Below are 15,435 nucleotides of genomic sequence, written 5' to 3'. Positions count from 1 at the left end.
AGTTGACGTCTACACCTGATAGTCGCAGTAGTGGTGCGTCATGCCCCGGATAACAGCCGTGAGGACATCGCCCCGGCCGTTGCGGCATCGCTCGCCTGCCCGTCCATACACCTCGAAGTAGGAATCGAAGCCCCCTGCCTTGCCGAAGATGTCGAGATGGCCGCCGACCGAGGAGCCCCGGTACTTGATCGAGTTGTGAACCGTCTCGACGATGGCGCGGTAGAGCCGCCGGACCTCCTGGGTGTTCAGCTCCCTCGCAGCGCGCGCATGCCCCAGGCGAGCCGCGTGCAGTACCTCATCGGAGTACATCGGCCCGAGCCCCACGACGAACGTCGGGTCCAGCAGCAGGTCCCGAATGGTGTCAGAACGACCCCGCAGCATGAGAGCGAAGTCGGTCCACGGCATCGGCATCTCCACCGGGTCGAATCCCAAATCGGCCTGGGACGGGTACACCTTGTGGTAACGGGCTTTCGCGATCACGCGCAACGTCACACCGGCACCCGAGTCAACTACGCGCAACTGACCGCCGGTGGTGAAGCCGAGCACCACCTTGGTACCGGGGATCTGCGGCGTTCTCGAAGTGGCCCGACGCAATGAGCCAGTGGCACCGAGGTGCACCACCATGACCTCGTCTGGGCCGAGGTCGAACAGCAGCAGCGTGCCGTCTCGTGACACAGACAGGATCTTCTTGCCGACGAGGAGATCGGCAAACTGCTGCTTCGAACGCATCGCAGGCAGCGATTTCTTGGTGCCGGGGACATCGACCATCTTGATCCGGCGGCCCGCGATCTCCTTGTCAAGATCGCGCCGAGCGATCTCGATCTCTGGCAATTCAGCCATGGGCGGGCTCCTCCGCAATTGTCGGTCGGTCACTGCGGTCTGCGATCAACCGCAGGCACGCAGCTTGCGCTGCGCGACGCTCCGCGGCTCGTTTCGTCAGACCCTCTCCCCGGCCCCAAACGTCTGTGTCGATCCGCGCTTCGGCTACGAAGCGCGGACTGTGCGCGGGACCGGAACGCGACACTTCGTAGGTGGGTTCGGTTCCATAGCACCGAGCCACGAGTTCCTGGAATCGGGTCTTGGCCTCGCCAGCGCCGGGTTCGGCAGCTGCCTCCGCAATACGTGGGCCCAGAAGACGTTGCACGGCGCCGCGAGCTGCGTCGAGGCCACCGTCGAGATACACCGCACCCAGCACCGCTTCGAGTGCGTCAGCCAGGATCGACGCCTTGTCGGCTCCCCCGGTCGCCACCTCACCGCGACCGAGCAGCAGCGCAGACCCCAGGCCGCAGTCTCGAGCTGCGTCCGCCAAAGCCTCGGCGCTCACAACAGCCGACCTCACAGCGCTCAGCTCGCCCGGGCCGAGTTCGGGCGAGTTGGTCATGGCAACGTCGCAGACGCAGAGCCCTAGCACGGCGTCGCCCAGGAATTCCAAGCGCTCATTGGACGTAGCTTCATGGTCAGGGTCCGCCGCGCCGTTGTGCTCGTGGCACCAGCTTCGGTGTGAGAGAGCCTCGGTCAGAAGGCTGGCGTCAGTGAAGTCATGCCCGACACGCTCCGCGAAGCTGTCGTGGGAGGCACGTTCGGCGACAGCAATCTCCACGTCAGTCGACGCGCTCCATCACATAGTCGATGGCATCGCGCACAGTCTTGAGGTCTTCGAGGTCCTCGTCTTCGATGCGGAATCCAACCGTGCGATCCGAGAGCTCTTCTTCCAACGCTTCGACCAGCTCGATCAGCGCCAGCGAGTCTGCACCGAGGTCGTCCACGAAGGAAGCGGACTCGGCCACCTGAGAAGGTTCCAACTCCAGAATGTCGGCGAGCTGATTGCGAATGAGATCGAAGACCTCTTCACGCTCGGGCGGATTCTGGCGCACATGAGTTTCAGCGGGCATGGCGACTCCTGCCCCGGGGGCGTTCCGACGCCACTGCGGCGTCGTTCTGGGACAACGGACAGGTCCTGGCTATCTGGGCTATCCGTTCTGCGGATGCGCGGGCCAGCCTACCGGTGGTCAACCGAAGGAGATGGGAGGCTGACGGCTGCGAGCTCGCCCAACAAGTCCGCCTCGACCATGCGGTGAGCGACCCTGATGGCGTTCGTCACCGCTCTGGGGCTCGACGAGCCGTGCGCGATCACGCAGACTCCCCGCACGCCGAGCAGCATCGCGCCCCCGACGCTGTCGGGGCTCATTTCGTCGGCGAGCGGCGCAAGCAGGCGGAGCGCTTCGGCACCCGCCGGCCCGCTTTGGGAGAGTCGTTCAAGAATCAGCCGGACAAAGAACGATGCCGTGCCCTCGAGGGACTTCAGCACCACATTTCCGGTAAAGCCATCAGTGACCACAACATCGACGGGGCCATCGAGGACGTCGCGCCCCTCGATGTTGCCGAAGAAATCGATCTCGCTGTCGGCCGCGAGCAGCTTGTGGGTCTCCTTCACGAGCAGGTTGCCCTTCTCGGGCTCCTCGCCGATCGAGAGCAGCCCGACACTCGGTACTGCCACACCGAAACGGATGCGGCTATAGGCAGAGCCGAGGCGGGCGAACTGGTGCAGCCATCGGGCATTGCAGTCGGCCATGGCGCCTGAATCGAGCAAGACGCGTTCCGTGCCGCCGCCGGGCACGGGAAACGCGGTCGCGATGGCGGGCCGGGCAACTCCAGGCAAACGCCTCAGCCGCAAGAGAGCCGCCGCTGCGACTGCGCCAGTGTTTCCGGCGCTCACCACCGCCGAGGCCTCGCCGTCGCGTACGGCATTGACAGCGCGGGCGATCGAAGAGTCCTTCTTTGTCCGCACGGCGCGGCTCGGCTCCTCGGACATCTCGATGACCTCGGAGGCCTCGATGATGTCGAGCGAGTCGCCGCCGGCCGCAACGATCGCGTCGCTACGCCCCACGAGGACGACGTCGAGGCCCTCCCGTACTGCGTCCAGCGCTCCCTCGACGACCGCGCCGGGCGCATGATCGCCGCCCATGGCGTCGACAGCGACCGGCAGTGTCATCAGCCCCGGCGCCGATCTATGTTCAGGCGATGTCGAGGGCTTGACGGCCGCCGTACCAGCCGCATTGACCGCAGACCCGGTGGGGCAGCTTCGCGGCGCTGCACCGAGGACACAGGCTCCGTGGTGGTTCCGAGAGCCGCCACGCTGCTGCGCGACGCGATCTCGTCTTGCTCTTGGATGTCTTCTTCTTGGGGACTGCCACAGCTGGACTCCTCGAGCACTGGCGGCTGTGGGGCTTTGCCGCAGCCTGGGGCGGCACTGGTGCCGACGAAGGAATTGCGGCCCACGGTGATGCACCGCCCTGCGGTGCCATCGGCGGGTCGCGATCGAAGCAGCCTAGCCATCAGGGCTCTCCGAGCCGACCCGGTGAGCATCCTCAGGAGGACTCGTCTGGGTGGCCCCGCAGCGCTTCCAGTGCCGCCCAGCGCGGATCTGCGAGTTCGGCCGAGTCGTCGAGCGCCGCATCGTCGTGAATCGAATCGTCGTGAAATTGTACGAATTCCGACGGGAGATTCGGGCATGGATCGGCCTGCGGGCACGGGATCGCCTCGATGGGCAGCTCCAGCAGGACCGCCTCCCGCACCATTGGAACGAGATCGGCGTGTTCGGGATCGAGTCGGTATTGCTCCCCTTCGCGGGGTTCAGCGGTGAACACTTCGCGGACTGTCGTGCGTACCTCGCCTTCGAGCGGTAACCAGCAACGGGCGCACGGACCCTTCCAGGTCGCGGTGAGCTGGCCTGCGACGCTGAGTCCACCGCTGATGAGCTCCAGCGACAATCTCACCCCTACGTCGCTGTCGAGCGGCACTTCCACATCGGCGATGCGCAGGGCGTCTGGTGAGTCACGCTCGACCAGATCCGAGGCTGTCACCGTCGCAGACCACTCGAGCTGCCCGTCGCCGACCAGTCGCAGGGGCACCGACAGGGACCGCTCGGGGTCCCTGCGGCTCACTTCTGATCCTGGTCGAAAACCACCGGGTGTGTGTCGGGACCGCTGGCGGACGTCCGCGGGGCTCTGGTGCCGGCGGCAGCTCCTCCGTTCGGTACAGGTGGAGCAATCGGCGATGCGGGCGCCAACGGCGTCGCGACACGCTTGCCCAGTTTGCGCCGCGCCGCCTGCACAGCGATCTGGATCTGGTCGACTGCGCCCGCAAATTGCGCGAGCTGCCGCTCGCAGTACTCGTCGACTTCATGGCGGCGGCGACGGGTCTGGATCTGCGCGTCGTCCAGCAACTGGCGTGCACGGCGCTCCGCGGTGCGCACGACCTCGGTGCGCTGGACCATCTGAGCCACGCGGCTGCGTGCTTCATCGATGACCAGGTTGGCGTCGACACGCGCCTGGGCAAGCACCTCGTCGCGCTCGCGAAGCAGCCAGCGGGCCTGCCGGGTCTCGTCGGGCACGGCTGCCAGCGCAGACTCGAGCAACGTCATTACCTCGTCGCGGTTGATCATGACCGAGGTGGACAGCGGCATCGGCCGTGCGGCGTCGATGATCTCCATGGCTTCACGGATGAACTGCTCAGCCGTGACCGAGGGGCGGCGGGGCGCCAGCGTTCCCGGATAGCGAGACTGCGACGGCGTCGGAGTTTCCTCGGTAGGCGCAGCTTCCGCCCCGAACGGGGTTCGCGGTTGTGGCACTCCCGGGTGCGCATACGGTTGCGGCGGCGCCTCGACGCCACCTTCGGACATGCTCATGTGGCTGCCTCCTGCGCTATGCGCTGCCGGAGTCGATCGGCCACCGGGGGCGGGACCAGATGCGAGCAGTCGCCGCCGAACTTGGTGATCTCCCGGATGTAGTTGGAGGCGATGAAGAGATGCTCAGTGCGGGGCGGGACGAAGACGGTCTCGACGCCGGTGACTGAGTGATTCATGTGCGCCATGCGAAGTTCAGACTCGAAGTCACTCTGGCTGCGAAGCCCCTTCACGATGACATCGGCACCGAGGCGTTGAGCGAGGTCCACAACCAGTTCTCCGAACTGCACCACCGCGACGTTGCCGAGGTAGCCGGTTGACTCGGTGATCATTTCGACACGCTCGTCGTCAGAGAACAGTGGTGTGGCCTTGGACGGATTCCGCATGGCTGCCACAACGACCGAGTCGAACAGCCGCGACGCCGCCGCAATCACGTCAAGATGCCCGTTGTGCACAGGATCGAACGAGCCTGGATACATCGCCATGACCACCGAAAACGGCTCCTCCGGATCGATCCGCGTCCAGTGGGGCGACCGTACCGCGCGGCGGTCGGGAATCGAGGGACCCCCGGCGGCAAGTGCTCAGCTGGATGTACCCAGCCGGATGTGCTCCGCTGGATGTACCCAGCCGGATGTGCTCAACCGGATGTATCAGCGTCGGAGACGATGAGGTCCCAGCGGTCGCCGCAGTCAGCACAGCGGTAGGTGGCGACGTCTCCGGGCCCGAAGCCCCAGTCCGGCTCGGGCAGGTTCAGGAGGCCGCAGCGCCCGCCGCAGTCGACACAGATGATCTCTGCGGGCACCTCGACGCCGCCGATATCGCCGTGCGCATTCGGGGGGATCGCCATTGCCGCAGTGTCTCACGCGCCGGTTTTGCCGCCTGCTGCCAGAACGTAGGCGTGCCGCCTGCTGCCAGAACGTAGGCGTGCCGCCTACGGTGACGCCATGCGTGTCGTCGGCGGGGCGTTGGGCGGTCGCCGCCTGGAGACTCCCGGCAGCGATGCGATCCGGCCGACTTCCGATCGGGCCCGCGAGGCCGTCTTCAACATGCTCGTGAGCCTGCAGCCGCCGGATGGCGCCACCGTGCTGGACCTGTTCGCCGGCTCAGGCGCACTCGGCATCGAGGCACTGTCGCGAAACGCCACGCATGTCACATTCGTGGATTCGGACGCGACCGCTTGCCGGATTATTGATGCGAACCTGGCCGCGCTCGGACTCGCCGAACGGGCCACGGTGGTTCGATCCGACGCTCAGAGATTCTTGGCCGGGCCCCGGGACCCGGTGGACTTGGCATTTGCCGATCCGCCCTACCGATTCGATGGCTGGAACGATCTTCTCGGTGCGGTGAGCGCCCAGGTGCTGGTGTGCGAGTCGGACCACGAGATCAAGCCGGCTCCCGATCACCGCTGGCGCACCTCTCGGGTACGCCGCTACGGCACGCCCGTCATCACGGTCTTGCTGCGTCACGACGAGGCAGTTGCTGAGGGGTGAGCGGTCAGCTTCTAGCTGCGCTGCAAGTACTCGGAATCGCGGCGACTGGAAAACCAGTCGATCTCATCAACCAGCGCAGGGTGGGCATCAAGATCCCCGTCGGCCGAAATGAGTTCAGTGGCCGCGTCGCGGGCAGCCTGCACCCAGGTCAGGTCACGGGCCAGCGACGCCAGCTTCAAGTCGCTGCGTCCCGATTGCCGTTCGTCGAACAGCGTGCCCTCGCCGCGCAATTCGAGGTCACGCTCGGCCAACTCGAACCCGTCGGATGACTCGGAGAGCGCAGTCAACCGCTCGACGGCGGTGGGGGTCGGATCGTCGTCGCTCACCAGATAACACGCCGACGCATGACTGCCGCGGCCCACCCGACCCCTCAATTGGTGCAGCTGTGCGATGCCGAATCGATCTGCGGACAGCACGACCATCACGGTCGCGTTCGGCACGTCGATCCCGACCTCGATGACCGTCGTCGCGACCAGCGCGTCGAGATCTCCTGCCCGGAACCGGGCCATCACCGATTCCTTGTCGACCGACGGCATGCGCCCGTGCAGCAGGCCGACCCGCAGGCCGGCGAGAGAGCCCGCCACCAGCTCCGCATGCATTTGCTCAGCCGAGCGCGCGTCGAGGCTCTCGCTCTCGGTGATCAGCGGACACACCACGTAGGCCTGACGACCGGCCTCGATCTCGGTGCGCACGCTGGACCACATGGCTTCGGCGGCGAGCGGCCCACGCACCCAATGAGTCACCACGGGCGTCCGACCCGGCGGGAGTTCGTCGAGCACCGAGACATCGAGGTCGCCGTACACCGTCATCGCGGCGGTGCGCGGGATGGGTGTAGCCGTCATGACCAGCAGGTGAGGGAGACGGCGGTCGTCGCGCCCGCTCTCGCGGAGCCGGGCACGCTGCGACACGCCGAACCGGTGCTGCTCATCCACAACGACGACGCTGAGCGAGCCGAACTTCACTGATTCTTGAAGAAGGGCGTGCGTGCCGACAACGATGTCTGCGGTCCCCGTCGCAATCTCCACCAGTACCTCGCGGCGATGCGTTGCCGAGCCCGAACCGCTGAGCAGGCGCAGGTTCAGCGGCCGTGTTCCGCTGAGTCGTGCACCATCGGGCACTTCGAAACCGTCGAGCAATGCCCGCACAGCGATGAAGTGCTGTTCGGCGAGCACTTCGGTGGGCGCCATGAGCGCACCTTGATGGTTGTTCTGTACGGCGACGAGCAATGCGTGCAGCGCTACCAGCGTTTTGCCGGAACCAACGTCGCCTTGCAGCAGCCGGTGCATCGGACGCACGGTGCTCACGTCGGCGTCAATCTCGGCCATGGTTCGCTGCTGTGCACCTGTCAGGGCGTACGGCAGGCGTCGATGGAACGCATCGACGAGATTGCCGGATGGGTCGTGCGCAATGCCGAGCTCGTCTGCCTCGCGCGCCAAGCGCTGGCTCCGCAGCACGAGCTGGACTCGCAGCAGCTCGTCGAACACGAGACGATTTCGCGCTGTGGTGCGATCGGCCATTGAAGATGGTTCGTGAATGTCGGCGAGCGCCTGAGCCCGTCTAGCAAGGCGCAGCCTGGTTCGCAGCCGGTCCGGCAGCGGATCGGCGATTCCTCGGGGAGAACAGCGCCGCTGCGCTTCTGCGACCCAGTTCGCGACGTCCCACGTGGCAATGCCGGCCGTTTCGGACTGCGGGTAGATGGGAACGATCTTTCCGGTGCGATCCCCGAGCAGGTCGACCACAGGATTGGTCATCTGCTTGCGCCCCCGGTAGTTCTCCACCTTGCCGAACAGTGCGACGGTGAGACCCTCGGCGAGCTGACGCTCCCTCCACGCCTGGTTGAAGAACACCACGCTCATGGAGCCGCTGGCGTCGCCGACTTCGACGTTCACCAGCTGGCGGCCGCCACGCAGGCGACGGCTCGACGTCGACATCACATCGGCCACGACGGTGATCTCGGCTCCGACCGTTGCCTCGCTGATCGGGGCTTGGGCCGTGCGGTCGACGTAACGCCGGGGGTAATAGGTCAGCAAGTCGAACACCGACTCGACGCCGACTTCGCGCAGGGCCTTGCGGCGGTGCCGGCCGACGCCGTTGAGTCGTTCGACGCCGATCGCATCGAGTTCGCTCAGCGTCAGCGGACCCTTTGCCGCCGCGGGCCGCGGAACAGTCTCATCGGCTTCGACCGCGCCCTCGGCCCGGCCCCCGATGGGCTGGCCGCGACGGCGAGCGTTCATTCGATGCCGAACAGATACGGGTAGTGGTCCTGGCCGCCGACGTGCCGTTCGACTTCGACATCGGGCCAGTTCTGCGCGAGCCACGAGACCACTTCGTCGGTTTCTCCCGCCTGAGCACCGGCGCCTTCGATCAGCGTCAAGATCTCGTGCTCGGGTTGCAGCAGGTGAGCGAGCAAGCCAAGGGCAGCATCGGCTGCAGTCTCACCTGCAGCCGCAATACCGTCCGAGTCCAGGCCAATCCATTGTCCAGCGGTGACAGGACCGGTCGGCGCCGCGGTGTCGCGCACGGCTTGGGTCACCTCGCCCGCCGCGACCAGGGCCGCAGCGTCGCCCATCGATGCGGCATTGGCGTCTGCGCTGACACCGGGGTCGTAGCCGATCAGGGAAGCCAGGCCGGCGGGCACTGATGTCGTGGCCACGACCGCCACGGTCTTGGAGGTGTGCTCGCCGACCTGCCGGGCTACCGGAACAATGTTGGAGTTGTTGGGCAGCACGACGACGTGCTGCGACGGTGCCGCCTCGACGGCCGCTAGCAGCTCGGCGGTCGAGGGATTCATCGTCTGTCCCCCGGTGACAAGTTCGTGGCAGCCCAGCGAGGCGAAGAGCTCGTCGAGCCCGGCCGATGGCGAGACCGCTACCACGGCACATTCCACCATCGGGCGGTCGTCGGTTCTGGTGCCGGCGACGGCACTCGCGCCCGGGTCGCCGTGCCCAGCGTGCGCTCCGTGCCCCGCGTGCGCACCGTGCCCGCCGAGTTCGGCGACCTGCTCGTGCAAGTCGGTGATCTGGATGCGATACGGCCGTCCGGCCTCGATCCCTGCCTCGACGACGGGACCGATGTCGTCGGTATGGATGTGACAGTTCCACAGGCCGTCGCCGCCGACCATCACTATCGAGTCGCCAAGGGAGTCCCAACCGGCCTTGAACGCGTCGATTTTGGAGTCCGGGGCCGCCAGCAGGTACATCACCTCGTAGCGGGTGCCAGAAGGGTCGTGCGCGTCGTGGCCGGCAGCGTCACCGGCATCGAGATGGCTGTGCATCTCGGCGCGGCGTTCGGCTACCGGGTCGTCGGCATCGCGCTGCACGCTCGCGCCGGCGTTGCCGTGCGCGATGACGGCTGCCACGTCCGCTGGCAAGTCCACCTCGGTAGGCAGCGGGCGCCCGTCGACGACTTTGAGGAGAGCGTCGAGCAGCAGCAGATAGCCAGCGGCTCCGGCATCGACCACCCCAGCGTCGGCCAACACCGGCAGTTGCTGCGGTGTCGCCTCGAGTGCGGATTGACCAGCCCGGCGCGCCTGCTCCAACACCCCGACCAGGCGCTCGAAACCATCATCGCCTTCGTCGGTGGCGATGGCCTGCTGAGCGGCGTGGGCCGAGGCACGCGCCACGCTCAAGATGGTGCCCTCGACCGGACGCATGACTGCCCCATCGGCTGCCACGCTCGCGGCGACCAGGCCTTGGGCGAGCAGGTCGGCATCGATCATCGGTTCGGCTTGGTCGTCGCCGTCGGAGGGAGCCAGCGTGGCGGCGAGTCCTCGCAAGAGCTGACTGACAATGACTCCGCTGTTGCCGCGCGCCCCCATGAGAGCTCCGTGGGAGATGGCCTGGCAGACCTCGGCACGCTCAGAGCCCGCCCGATCCAGCTCCTCGCTGACCGCTGCAAGCGTCAGCGCCATGTTGGTGCCCGTGTCGCCGTCGGGCACCGGGTACACGTTGAGACGATCGATCGTGATGCGGTGCTGATCGAGTGCTTCGCCATAGGTGCGTATCGCTTCGACGAACGCGTTCGTGTCCAGGGCGCGCGCGGCGAGATGAGTTGCAGACTGTGCAGCAGACGCACCGCCCCCACTGTCGCTCATAGCTGCCGAAGCTACAACGCGCTCGCAGCAGTCGGTTGGTAGCTTTCGGGTGCTGCGCGGGCTGCCACGCCAGTCCTGCAGATTCCCTGCCACTGGAGGCGCGAGTGCAAGGCGTCATCAAGTCGTACGACCCTGCATCGGGAGTCGGCGTCGTTACCGACGACGTCACGCGCTTAGAGCACGAGCTGGCCCTTGACGCCTTGGAGGGCTCCATCTTTCGGATGGTGCGGCAGGGCCAACGAGTGATCTTCGACCTTGACGAACGGAGGCTTGCCACACGGCTTCGTCTGGGCTCGGAGGTGGACCTGGGAACACCTGACTGGATCACCACCGGGGGGAAGACAACGTGATCTGAGGCCGGTGCAACCGCACTGGCCAAGGAGCGAAGCGAGTAGGACAACTCAGCGCGAAGCGAGTAGGACAACTCAGCGCGAAGCGAGGATCAAGACTCAGCACAAAGCGAGTGCGAGACTCGGACCCGGAGGACAACTTGTCTGCCATTGCCAACCGCGAGCTGATCGATTGGGTTGATCATTGGGTCCGCGTGCTTCGGCCCGACGCGGTCCACTGGTGCGACGGCTCCGAAGCCGAATTCCAGCAGCTGTGCAGCCAGATGGTGGAGTCTGGGACACTCATCGCGCTCGATCCCGAAGCTCGTCCCAACAGCTATCTCGCTCGCTCCGACCCCGGTGATGTCGCCCGGGTGGAAGATCGCACGTTCATCTGCACCGAGCGCGAGTTGGACGCAGGCCCCAACAACAACTGGCGTGCGCCCGACGAGATGCGGGATGAGGTGCTGAAGCTGTTCGGCGGCTCGATGCGCGGCCGGACGATGTATGTGGTGCCGTTCTCGATGGGCCCGCTCGGCTCGCACATCGCCCACATCGGTGTCCAGCTCACCGACTCGCCCTATGTGGCGGCCTCCATGCGGATCATGACGCGCATGGGCCAGGGTGCGCTCGACGTGCTCGCAGACGGCGAGTTCGTGCCGTGCATTCACTCGCTCGGCGCCCCGCTGGAACCGGGCCAGCCTGACGTGCCGTGGCCCTGCGACGCGGAGCGCAAGTACATCGTCCATTTCCCCGAGACACGCGAGATCTGGTCCTACGGCTCCGGCTACGGCGGCAATGCCCTGCTGGGCAAGAAGTGCTTCGCCCTGCGGATCGCGTCGACCATGGCGCGCGATCAGGGCTGGCTGGCCGAGCACATGCTCATCGTGGGCGTGACGCCTCCCGAAGGCGAGACGGTGTACGTGGCGGCCGCTTTCCCGTCAGCCTGCGGCAAAACGAACATGGCCATGATGATTCCCACCCTGCCGGGCTGGAAGATCGAGACCATCGGCGACGACATCGCCTGGATGAAGTTCGGCGGCGACGGGCGGTTGCACGCGATCAATCCCGAGGCAGGCATCTTCGGCGTAGCTCCTGGCACCGGTGATGACACCAACCCGAGCGCGTTGGCGACCATGTGGGGCAACTGCGTGTTCACCAACGTGGCTCAGACCCCCGATGGCGACGTCTGGTGGGAGGGCCTGACGCCTGAACCGCCCGACGATCTCATCGACTGGCGCGGAAACCAGTGGTCGCCTGCGGTGGGCACGCCCGCCGCTCACCCCAACGCCCGCTTCACGGCTCCCGCTACGCAGTGCCCCACCATTGCTCCCGAGTGGGAGGATCCGGATGGCGTGCCGATCTCGGCAATCCTGTTCGGCGGCCGGCGAGCAACCACGGTGCCGCTGGTGGCCGAGGCGCTGGACTGGGAGCACGGGGTGTTCTTGGGTTCCCAGATGTCGTCGGAGAAGACGGCTGCCGCGGCAGGGACCATCGGCGAGGTGCGGCGGGATCCGTTCGCGATGCTGCCGTTCTGTGGCTACAACTTCGGCGACTACTTCCAGCACTGGCTCGACATCGGCAACACCCCAGGCGCGCAGCTGCCCAAGCTGTTTTACGTCAACTGGTTCCGAAAGGACGCCGACGGAAAGTTCATCTGGCCGGGATTCGGCGACAACTCCCGGGTGCTCAAGTGGGTGCTCGAGCGGGTGGCAGGCCACGGCGAAGCAACTGCCACCCCCATCGGTCTGGTGCCGCCGCCGGAGGCCATCGATACCGACGGACTCGACCTGACGGACGAGCAGATCAAGTCGCTGCTCACGGTCGATGAGGACGACTGGCGCGCAGAGATGGACATGATTGAGACGCACTACCGGTCGCTGGGCGAACGGCTTCCCAAAGAAATGCGGCGCCAGCTCGATCGGCTCGAGGAACGTCTCGGCGTCTGAGGATCCCCCTCGACGCGACAGCAGGCGCGGTCGCTGTGCTCGGGTCCGTCAGCTTCCGAGGAACATGGCCCGGATGGCGAGCCCCATGATGAACAGCGCACCGAGGCCGAACAGCTCGTAGCGGCGGTGTTCCAGCTGCTGGCGGTAGGCGTAGACGAAGACGACCGCCACTGCGCAGCAAGCCCCGTAGAACACATGAAACGCCGGGGCTTCCACCGCTGCGACCCGCATGAGGATGACGCCGGCGGTGAGCTGGACGAATACCAGGACCCAAGCGGCCCCCAAGAACCACCACAGACTGCGGTGGCGCAGCGTTTCCCAACGGATAGCGCCGAGCGCCCAGAGCCCCGCAGCGCCGTTCGACAGCACCAGTGCCCAGCCGAGCGCGGTGTGGACCGTCGAGGTGACCCCGGCGCTCACTGTGCCGGCGGCGACTGCGCCCGATGGTCTCGCCGCTCCGGCGGCGAGACGTGCTGCGTGAACAGGTGGATGAACATCAGCAGGTTCTGGGCGTCTCCGTGACCATTTGCGAGATTGAGCTCACCGGGACGGCGCGCCTCGGTGTCGCTCAGCTTCATGACGTCGAGCGCACGCAGCAGCCCGACGGGGGCTCCGGCAGATACCAGCTCGCCGATGTCGCGCACGAGGTGGCGGCCCCGAAGCCCTTGGGACTGAATGAGGCTGCGCAGCAGCAGGCGCGCCAGCGCGCAGGCACTCGCCGGAGACACGTCGGCGACTGCGGCTGCTTCTTCGTAGAGCGGGACCAGCTTGCGATCGAGCCCCGCAGGCGCGTCATGCGGCTCTTTGCGTTCCGGCTCGCCGGCACTGGCCGCGCTGGGCGCATCGGCCCCTGTCTCAGGCAACGGCACCGGTGTCGCGCAGCTTTGCGATGTCGTCAGGGTCGTAGCCGGCAAGCGCCAGCACCTCGTCGGTGTGCTGGCCTGGGTGCGCCGGCGGCCCTTGCACGGCCCCGACGGTGCGGTTGAAGCGCGGCGACGGACTCGGCTGGATCACTCCGGCCACTTCGCAGAACACCTCGCGATGGACGTTGTGCGGATGCTGCGGGGCCTCTGCCAACGTCAGCACTGGGGCGAAGCACACGTCGGTGGCATCCATGATCTCGCACCACTCGTCGCGGGTCTTCGACCTGAAGACTTCAGCGATCCGCTCTTTGAGCTCGGGCCACCGGCCGCGTGAGTTCTGCTTGGCGAACTCCCGGTCCCCCTCAAGACCGGTGAGACGGAGCAATTCGGCGTAGAACTGCGGCTCGATCGACCCGACCGAGATGTAGTTGCCATCGGCGCACTCGTACACGTCGTAGAAGTGACTGCCGGTGTCGAGCAAGTTGGTGCCGCGTTCGTCGTTCCACACGCCCAGCGCCCGCATCGAGTGGAACATGGCCATGAGCGTTGCTGAGCCGTCGACCATGGCAGCGTCCACCACCTGGCCCTGGCCGGAGCGCTGCGCCTCGATCAGGCCGCAGGCCACCCCGAACGCCAGCAGCATCCCGCCGCCACCGAAATCGCCCACGAGGTTCAGCGGGGCGATCGGCGGCTCGCCCTTGCGGCCGATCGGGTCGAGCGCTCCCGCCAATGCGATGTAGTTGATGTCGTGTCCGGCACCCATGTGGTACGGACCCTCCTGCCCCCAGCCCGTCATCCGGCCGTAGACCAGCCGCGGGTTGCGTGCCAGACACTCATCGGGCCCGATGCCGAGCCGCTCCATGACGCCGGGACGGAATCCCTCGATGAGCGCATCGGAATGCTCCACCAGCCGCAGCAGCGCCTCGACTCCGTCAGGGTTCTTGAGATCGAGCCCGATCGAGGCACGACCTCGGGCCAGCACGTCGATCGGCGGGGCGTCGAGGTCGTGATCGGTCACGTTGGCCGAACGATCGATGCGGATGACCTCCGCGCCCATGTCAGAGAGCATCATCCCGCAGAAGGGTCCCGGGCCGATGCCCTGCAGCTCGATGACTCGCACACCTGCCAAGGGTCCTGTGCCCATATTCATTCCCTTCGTCATTGGACGGTCACGCTACTTCGCGCTGTCTGCGGGGGTCCTTGCTGGCGCAGCGCCCGTCTCACAGTTTCGGCCACCCGCACGACCGCTCCGGGTGTACGAGTGCCCCACCAGAACAGGTCTTGACCGTCGATCACATGCGTCGGCGCGATCTTCGCCAGTTCGTCGAGATGGCGCAGGTGACACGGGTAGGGCTCCGTCGGCGCGAGCACGATGTCGAAGTGGCCCGCGGACAGGTCGCCGGCGTCGATTGTTGGATACCTGCCCCGATCGGCGAACGCCACGTCGACTCCGCACCAGGCGAGCAATGAAGCGCCGTACGTACGTGCACCGATGGTCATGTAGGGCCGGCGCCAGATAGGAACGAAGACGCGCACGTTGCGGCCCGACGGGTGCTCCAGCGGCTTGCACTGCTCTGGGAGCGGCTCGGTTGACCACTCGACGCCGATGCGCGCCGCCAGTTGGCCGAGTTCGGGCTCGACATCGTCCAGTGATGCGACGTGCAGAGCTTGGACGTCGGTGCCGTTGGCGACTAGCGCGTCATAGTCCTCGGAGCGGTTCTCCTCGCGATCGACCACGACGAGATCTGGTCGCAGTTCGGTGATGGCCTCGATGTCGGGGTTCTTTGTGCCGCCGACATGTTCCAAGTCCGGTCGCTCGCAGAAACGAGTGCATGCGATCGGGTCGACGCCCCAGGCCGCCAGCGTCTCGGTGACGCTCGGAACCAGGCTGACGATGCGCACTGCCGGCAGCGTATTGGCGCTGACTATGCGCGTCGCCGGCAGCGCATTGGCGGTGACTATGCGCGTCGCCGGCAGCGCATTGGCACTGCGGGTGCGTATTGCCGGCAGCGTCACGCAGGCCGTCG

18 protein-coding genes are annotated in these 15,435 nt (G+C 66.5%); 3 read left to right on the top strand and 15 right to left on the bottom strand.

Annotation, left to right across the window (positions count from 1 at the left end; translation table 11 throughout):
• Positions 1–9: 9 nt before the first annotated feature.
• The 9 genes from ACPXYO_RS11970 to ACPXYO_RS11930 all read right to left on the bottom strand — a co-directional run bounded on the left by ACPXYO_RS11970 (position 10) and on the right by ACPXYO_RS11930 (position 5,531).
• A complete protein-coding gene (locus ACPXYO_RS11970; RefSeq protein ID WP_423920678.1) occupies positions 10–840 on the bottom strand; it encodes an Fpg/Nei family DNA glycosylase in 831 nt (276 codons plus the stop codon).
• Positions 833–1,600, bottom strand: a complete 768-nt coding sequence (gene rnc, locus ACPXYO_RS11965) for a ribonuclease III (protein ID WP_423920675.1) — start codon at positions 1,598–1,600, stop codon at positions 833–835. Before rnc ends, ACPXYO_RS11970 begins: the two co-directional genes overlap by 8 nt.
• A gap of 1 nt (position 1,601) precedes the next feature.
• Entirely contained in the window at positions 1,602–1,892 is a 291-nt protein-coding gene (locus ACPXYO_RS11960; protein WP_420621290.1) for a phosphopantetheine-binding protein, read from the bottom strand.
• A gap of 107 nt (positions 1,893–1,999) precedes the next feature.
• Complete coding sequence (plsX, locus tag ACPXYO_RS11955; protein ID WP_423920671.1) at positions 2,000–2,992, bottom strand: phosphate acyltransferase PlsX; 993 nt, start codon at positions 2,990–2,992, stop codon at positions 2,000–2,002.
• Positions 2,993–3,014: 22 nt separating this feature from the next.
• Positions 3,015–3,305, bottom strand: coding sequence for a 50S ribosomal protein L32 (rpmF, locus tag ACPXYO_RS11950; RefSeq protein WP_420621292.1), 291 nt, complete (start codon positions 3,303–3,305; stop codon positions 3,015–3,017).
• Between the two features lie 63 nt (positions 3,306–3,368).
• Positions 3,369–3,944 (bottom strand): YceD family protein, encoded by a 576-nt coding sequence (locus ACPXYO_RS11945; RefSeq protein ID WP_423920668.1) that lies wholly within the window; start codon positions 3,942–3,944, stop codon positions 3,369–3,371.
• Positions 3,941–4,687, bottom strand: coding sequence for a hypothetical protein (locus ACPXYO_RS11940; RefSeq protein WP_423920666.1), 747 nt, complete (start codon positions 4,685–4,687; stop codon positions 3,941–3,943). Before ACPXYO_RS11940 ends, ACPXYO_RS11945 begins: the two co-directional genes overlap by 4 nt.
• Positions 4,684–5,169 (bottom strand): pantetheine-phosphate adenylyltransferase, encoded by a 486-nt coding sequence (gene coaD / locus ACPXYO_RS11935; protein WP_420621295.1) that lies wholly within the window; start codon positions 5,167–5,169, stop codon positions 4,684–4,686. Before coaD ends, ACPXYO_RS11940 begins: the two co-directional genes overlap by 4 nt.
• Before the next feature lie 152 nt (positions 5,170–5,321).
• Complete coding sequence (locus tag ACPXYO_RS11930; protein ID WP_423920664.1) at positions 5,322–5,531, bottom strand: hypothetical protein; 210 nt, start codon at positions 5,529–5,531, stop codon at positions 5,322–5,324.
• 97 nt (positions 5,532–5,628) lie between these two features.
• Between ACPXYO_RS11930 and rsmD the strand changes: the two genes are divergently transcribed.
• Complete coding sequence (rsmD, locus tag ACPXYO_RS11925) at positions 5,629–6,174, top strand: 16S rRNA (guanine(966)-N(2))-methyltransferase RsmD (RefSeq protein WP_423920661.1); 546 nt, start codon at positions 5,629–5,631, stop codon at positions 6,172–6,174.
• An 11-nt stretch (positions 6,175–6,185) separates the two neighbouring features.
• Here rsmD and recG read toward each other — a convergent pair whose 3' ends face one another.
• Both recG and ACPXYO_RS11915 read right to left on the bottom strand, forming a co-directional pair.
• The gene (gene recG, locus ACPXYO_RS11920) at positions 6,186–8,408 is read right to left on the bottom strand and encodes an ATP-dependent DNA helicase RecG (protein ID WP_423920658.1); all 2,223 of its coding nucleotides are present in this window, start codon (positions 8,406–8,408) and stop codon (positions 6,186–6,188) included.
• Positions 8,405–10,267 (bottom strand): DAK2 domain-containing protein, encoded by a 1,863-nt coding sequence (locus ACPXYO_RS11915; protein WP_423920656.1) that lies wholly within the window; start codon positions 10,265–10,267, stop codon positions 8,405–8,407. Before ACPXYO_RS11915 ends, recG begins: the two co-directional genes overlap by 4 nt.
• Positions 10,268–10,371: 104 nt before the next feature.
• Here ACPXYO_RS11915 and ACPXYO_RS11910 point away from each other — a divergent pair, with 104 nt between their 5' ends.
• A complete protein-coding gene (locus ACPXYO_RS11910; protein ID WP_420621300.1) occupies positions 10,372–10,617 on the top strand; it encodes a hypothetical protein in 246 nt (81 codons plus the stop codon).
• Between the two features lie 113 nt (positions 10,618–10,730).
• The gene (locus ACPXYO_RS11905) at positions 10,731–12,545 is read left to right on the top strand and encodes a phosphoenolpyruvate carboxykinase (GTP) (RefSeq protein ID WP_423920653.1); all 1,815 of its coding nucleotides are present in this window, start codon (positions 10,731–10,733) and stop codon (positions 12,543–12,545) included.
• 48 nt (positions 12,546–12,593) lie between these two features.
• On the opposite strand, the gene ACPXYO_RS11900 is transcribed toward ACPXYO_RS11905, so the two are convergent.
• Genes ACPXYO_RS11900 through ACPXYO_RS11885 form a run of 4 tightly spaced genes read right to left on the bottom strand, consistent with a single transcriptional unit; the run spans position 12,594 to position 15,424 of the window.
• A complete protein-coding gene (locus tag ACPXYO_RS11900; protein ID WP_420621302.1) occupies positions 12,594–12,965 on the bottom strand; it encodes a hypothetical protein in 372 nt (123 codons plus the stop codon).
• Positions 12,962–13,414 (bottom strand): hypothetical protein, encoded by a 453-nt coding sequence (locus ACPXYO_RS11895; protein ID WP_423920651.1) that lies wholly within the window; start codon positions 13,412–13,414, stop codon positions 12,962–12,964. The genes ACPXYO_RS11900 and ACPXYO_RS11895 overlap by 4 nt, the downstream gene beginning before the upstream one ends.
• Positions 13,401–14,552 (bottom strand): CaiB/BaiF CoA transferase family protein, encoded by a 1,152-nt coding sequence (locus tag ACPXYO_RS11890; protein ID WP_423923827.1) that lies wholly within the window; start codon positions 14,550–14,552, stop codon positions 13,401–13,403. The genes ACPXYO_RS11895 and ACPXYO_RS11890 overlap by 14 nt, the downstream gene beginning before the upstream one ends.
• Positions 14,553–14,566: 14 nt before the next feature.
• Positions 14,567–15,424: a helical backbone metal receptor gene (locus ACPXYO_RS11885; RefSeq protein WP_423920648.1), complete on the bottom strand. Its 858-nt coding sequence runs from the start codon at positions 15,422–15,424 to the stop codon at positions 14,567–14,569.
• Positions 15,425–15,435 lie beyond the last annotated feature (11 nt).

Origin of the sequence: Candidatus Poriferisodalis sp., from assembly GCF_965237655.1 — a bacterium.
Taxonomy (GTDB): Bacteria; Actinomycetota; Acidimicrobiia; order Acidimicrobiales; family Poriferisodalaceae; genus Poriferisodalis.
This window is presented reverse-complemented; position numbering and strand designations above follow the sequence as displayed.

What these genes read in the sequence shown, in the direction of transcription:
- ACPXYO_RS11970 (WP_423920678.1), bottom strand. Translation starts at nt 840, where the DNA reads ATGGCTGAATTGCCAGAGATCGAGATCGCTCGGCGCGATCTTGACAAG.
- ACPXYO_RS11960 (WP_420621290.1), bottom strand. Translation starts at nt 1,892, where the DNA reads ATGCCCGCTGAAACTCATGTGCGCCAGAATCCGCCCGAGCGTGAAGAG.
- plsX (WP_423920671.1), bottom strand. Translation starts at nt 2,992, where the DNA reads ATGACACTGCCGGTCGCTGTCGACGCCATGGGCGGCGATCATGCGCCC.
- rpmF (WP_420621292.1), bottom strand. Translation starts at nt 3,305, where the DNA reads ATGGCACCGCAGGGCGGTGCATCACCGTGGGCCGCAATTCCTTCGTCG.
- ACPXYO_RS11940 (WP_423920666.1), bottom strand. Translation starts at nt 4,687, where the DNA reads ATGAGCATGTCCGAAGGTGGCGTCGAGGCGCCGCCGCAACCGTATGCG.
- coaD (WP_420621295.1), bottom strand. Translation starts at nt 5,169, where the DNA reads ATGGCGATGTATCCAGGCTCGTTCGATCCTGTGCACAACGGGCATCTT.
- ACPXYO_RS11930 (WP_423920664.1), bottom strand. Translation starts at nt 5,531, where the DNA reads ATGGCGATCCCCCCGAATGCGCACGGCGATATCGGCGGCGTCGAGGTG.
- rsmD (WP_423920661.1), top strand. Translation starts at nt 5,629, where the DNA reads ATGCGTGTCGTCGGCGGGGCGTTGGGCGGTCGCCGCCTGGAGACTCCC.
- recG (WP_423920658.1), bottom strand. Translation starts at nt 8,408, where the DNA reads ATGAACGCTCGCCGTCGCGGCCAGCCCATCGGGGGCCGGGCCGAGGGC.
- ACPXYO_RS11915 (WP_423920656.1), bottom strand. Translation starts at nt 10,267, where the DNA reads ATGAGCGACAGTGGGGGCGGTGCGTCTGCTGCACAGTCTGCAACTCAT.
- ACPXYO_RS11890 (WP_423923827.1), bottom strand. Translation starts at nt 14,552, where the DNA reads ATGGGCACAGGACCCTTGGCAGGTGTGCGAGTCATCGAGCTGCAGGGC.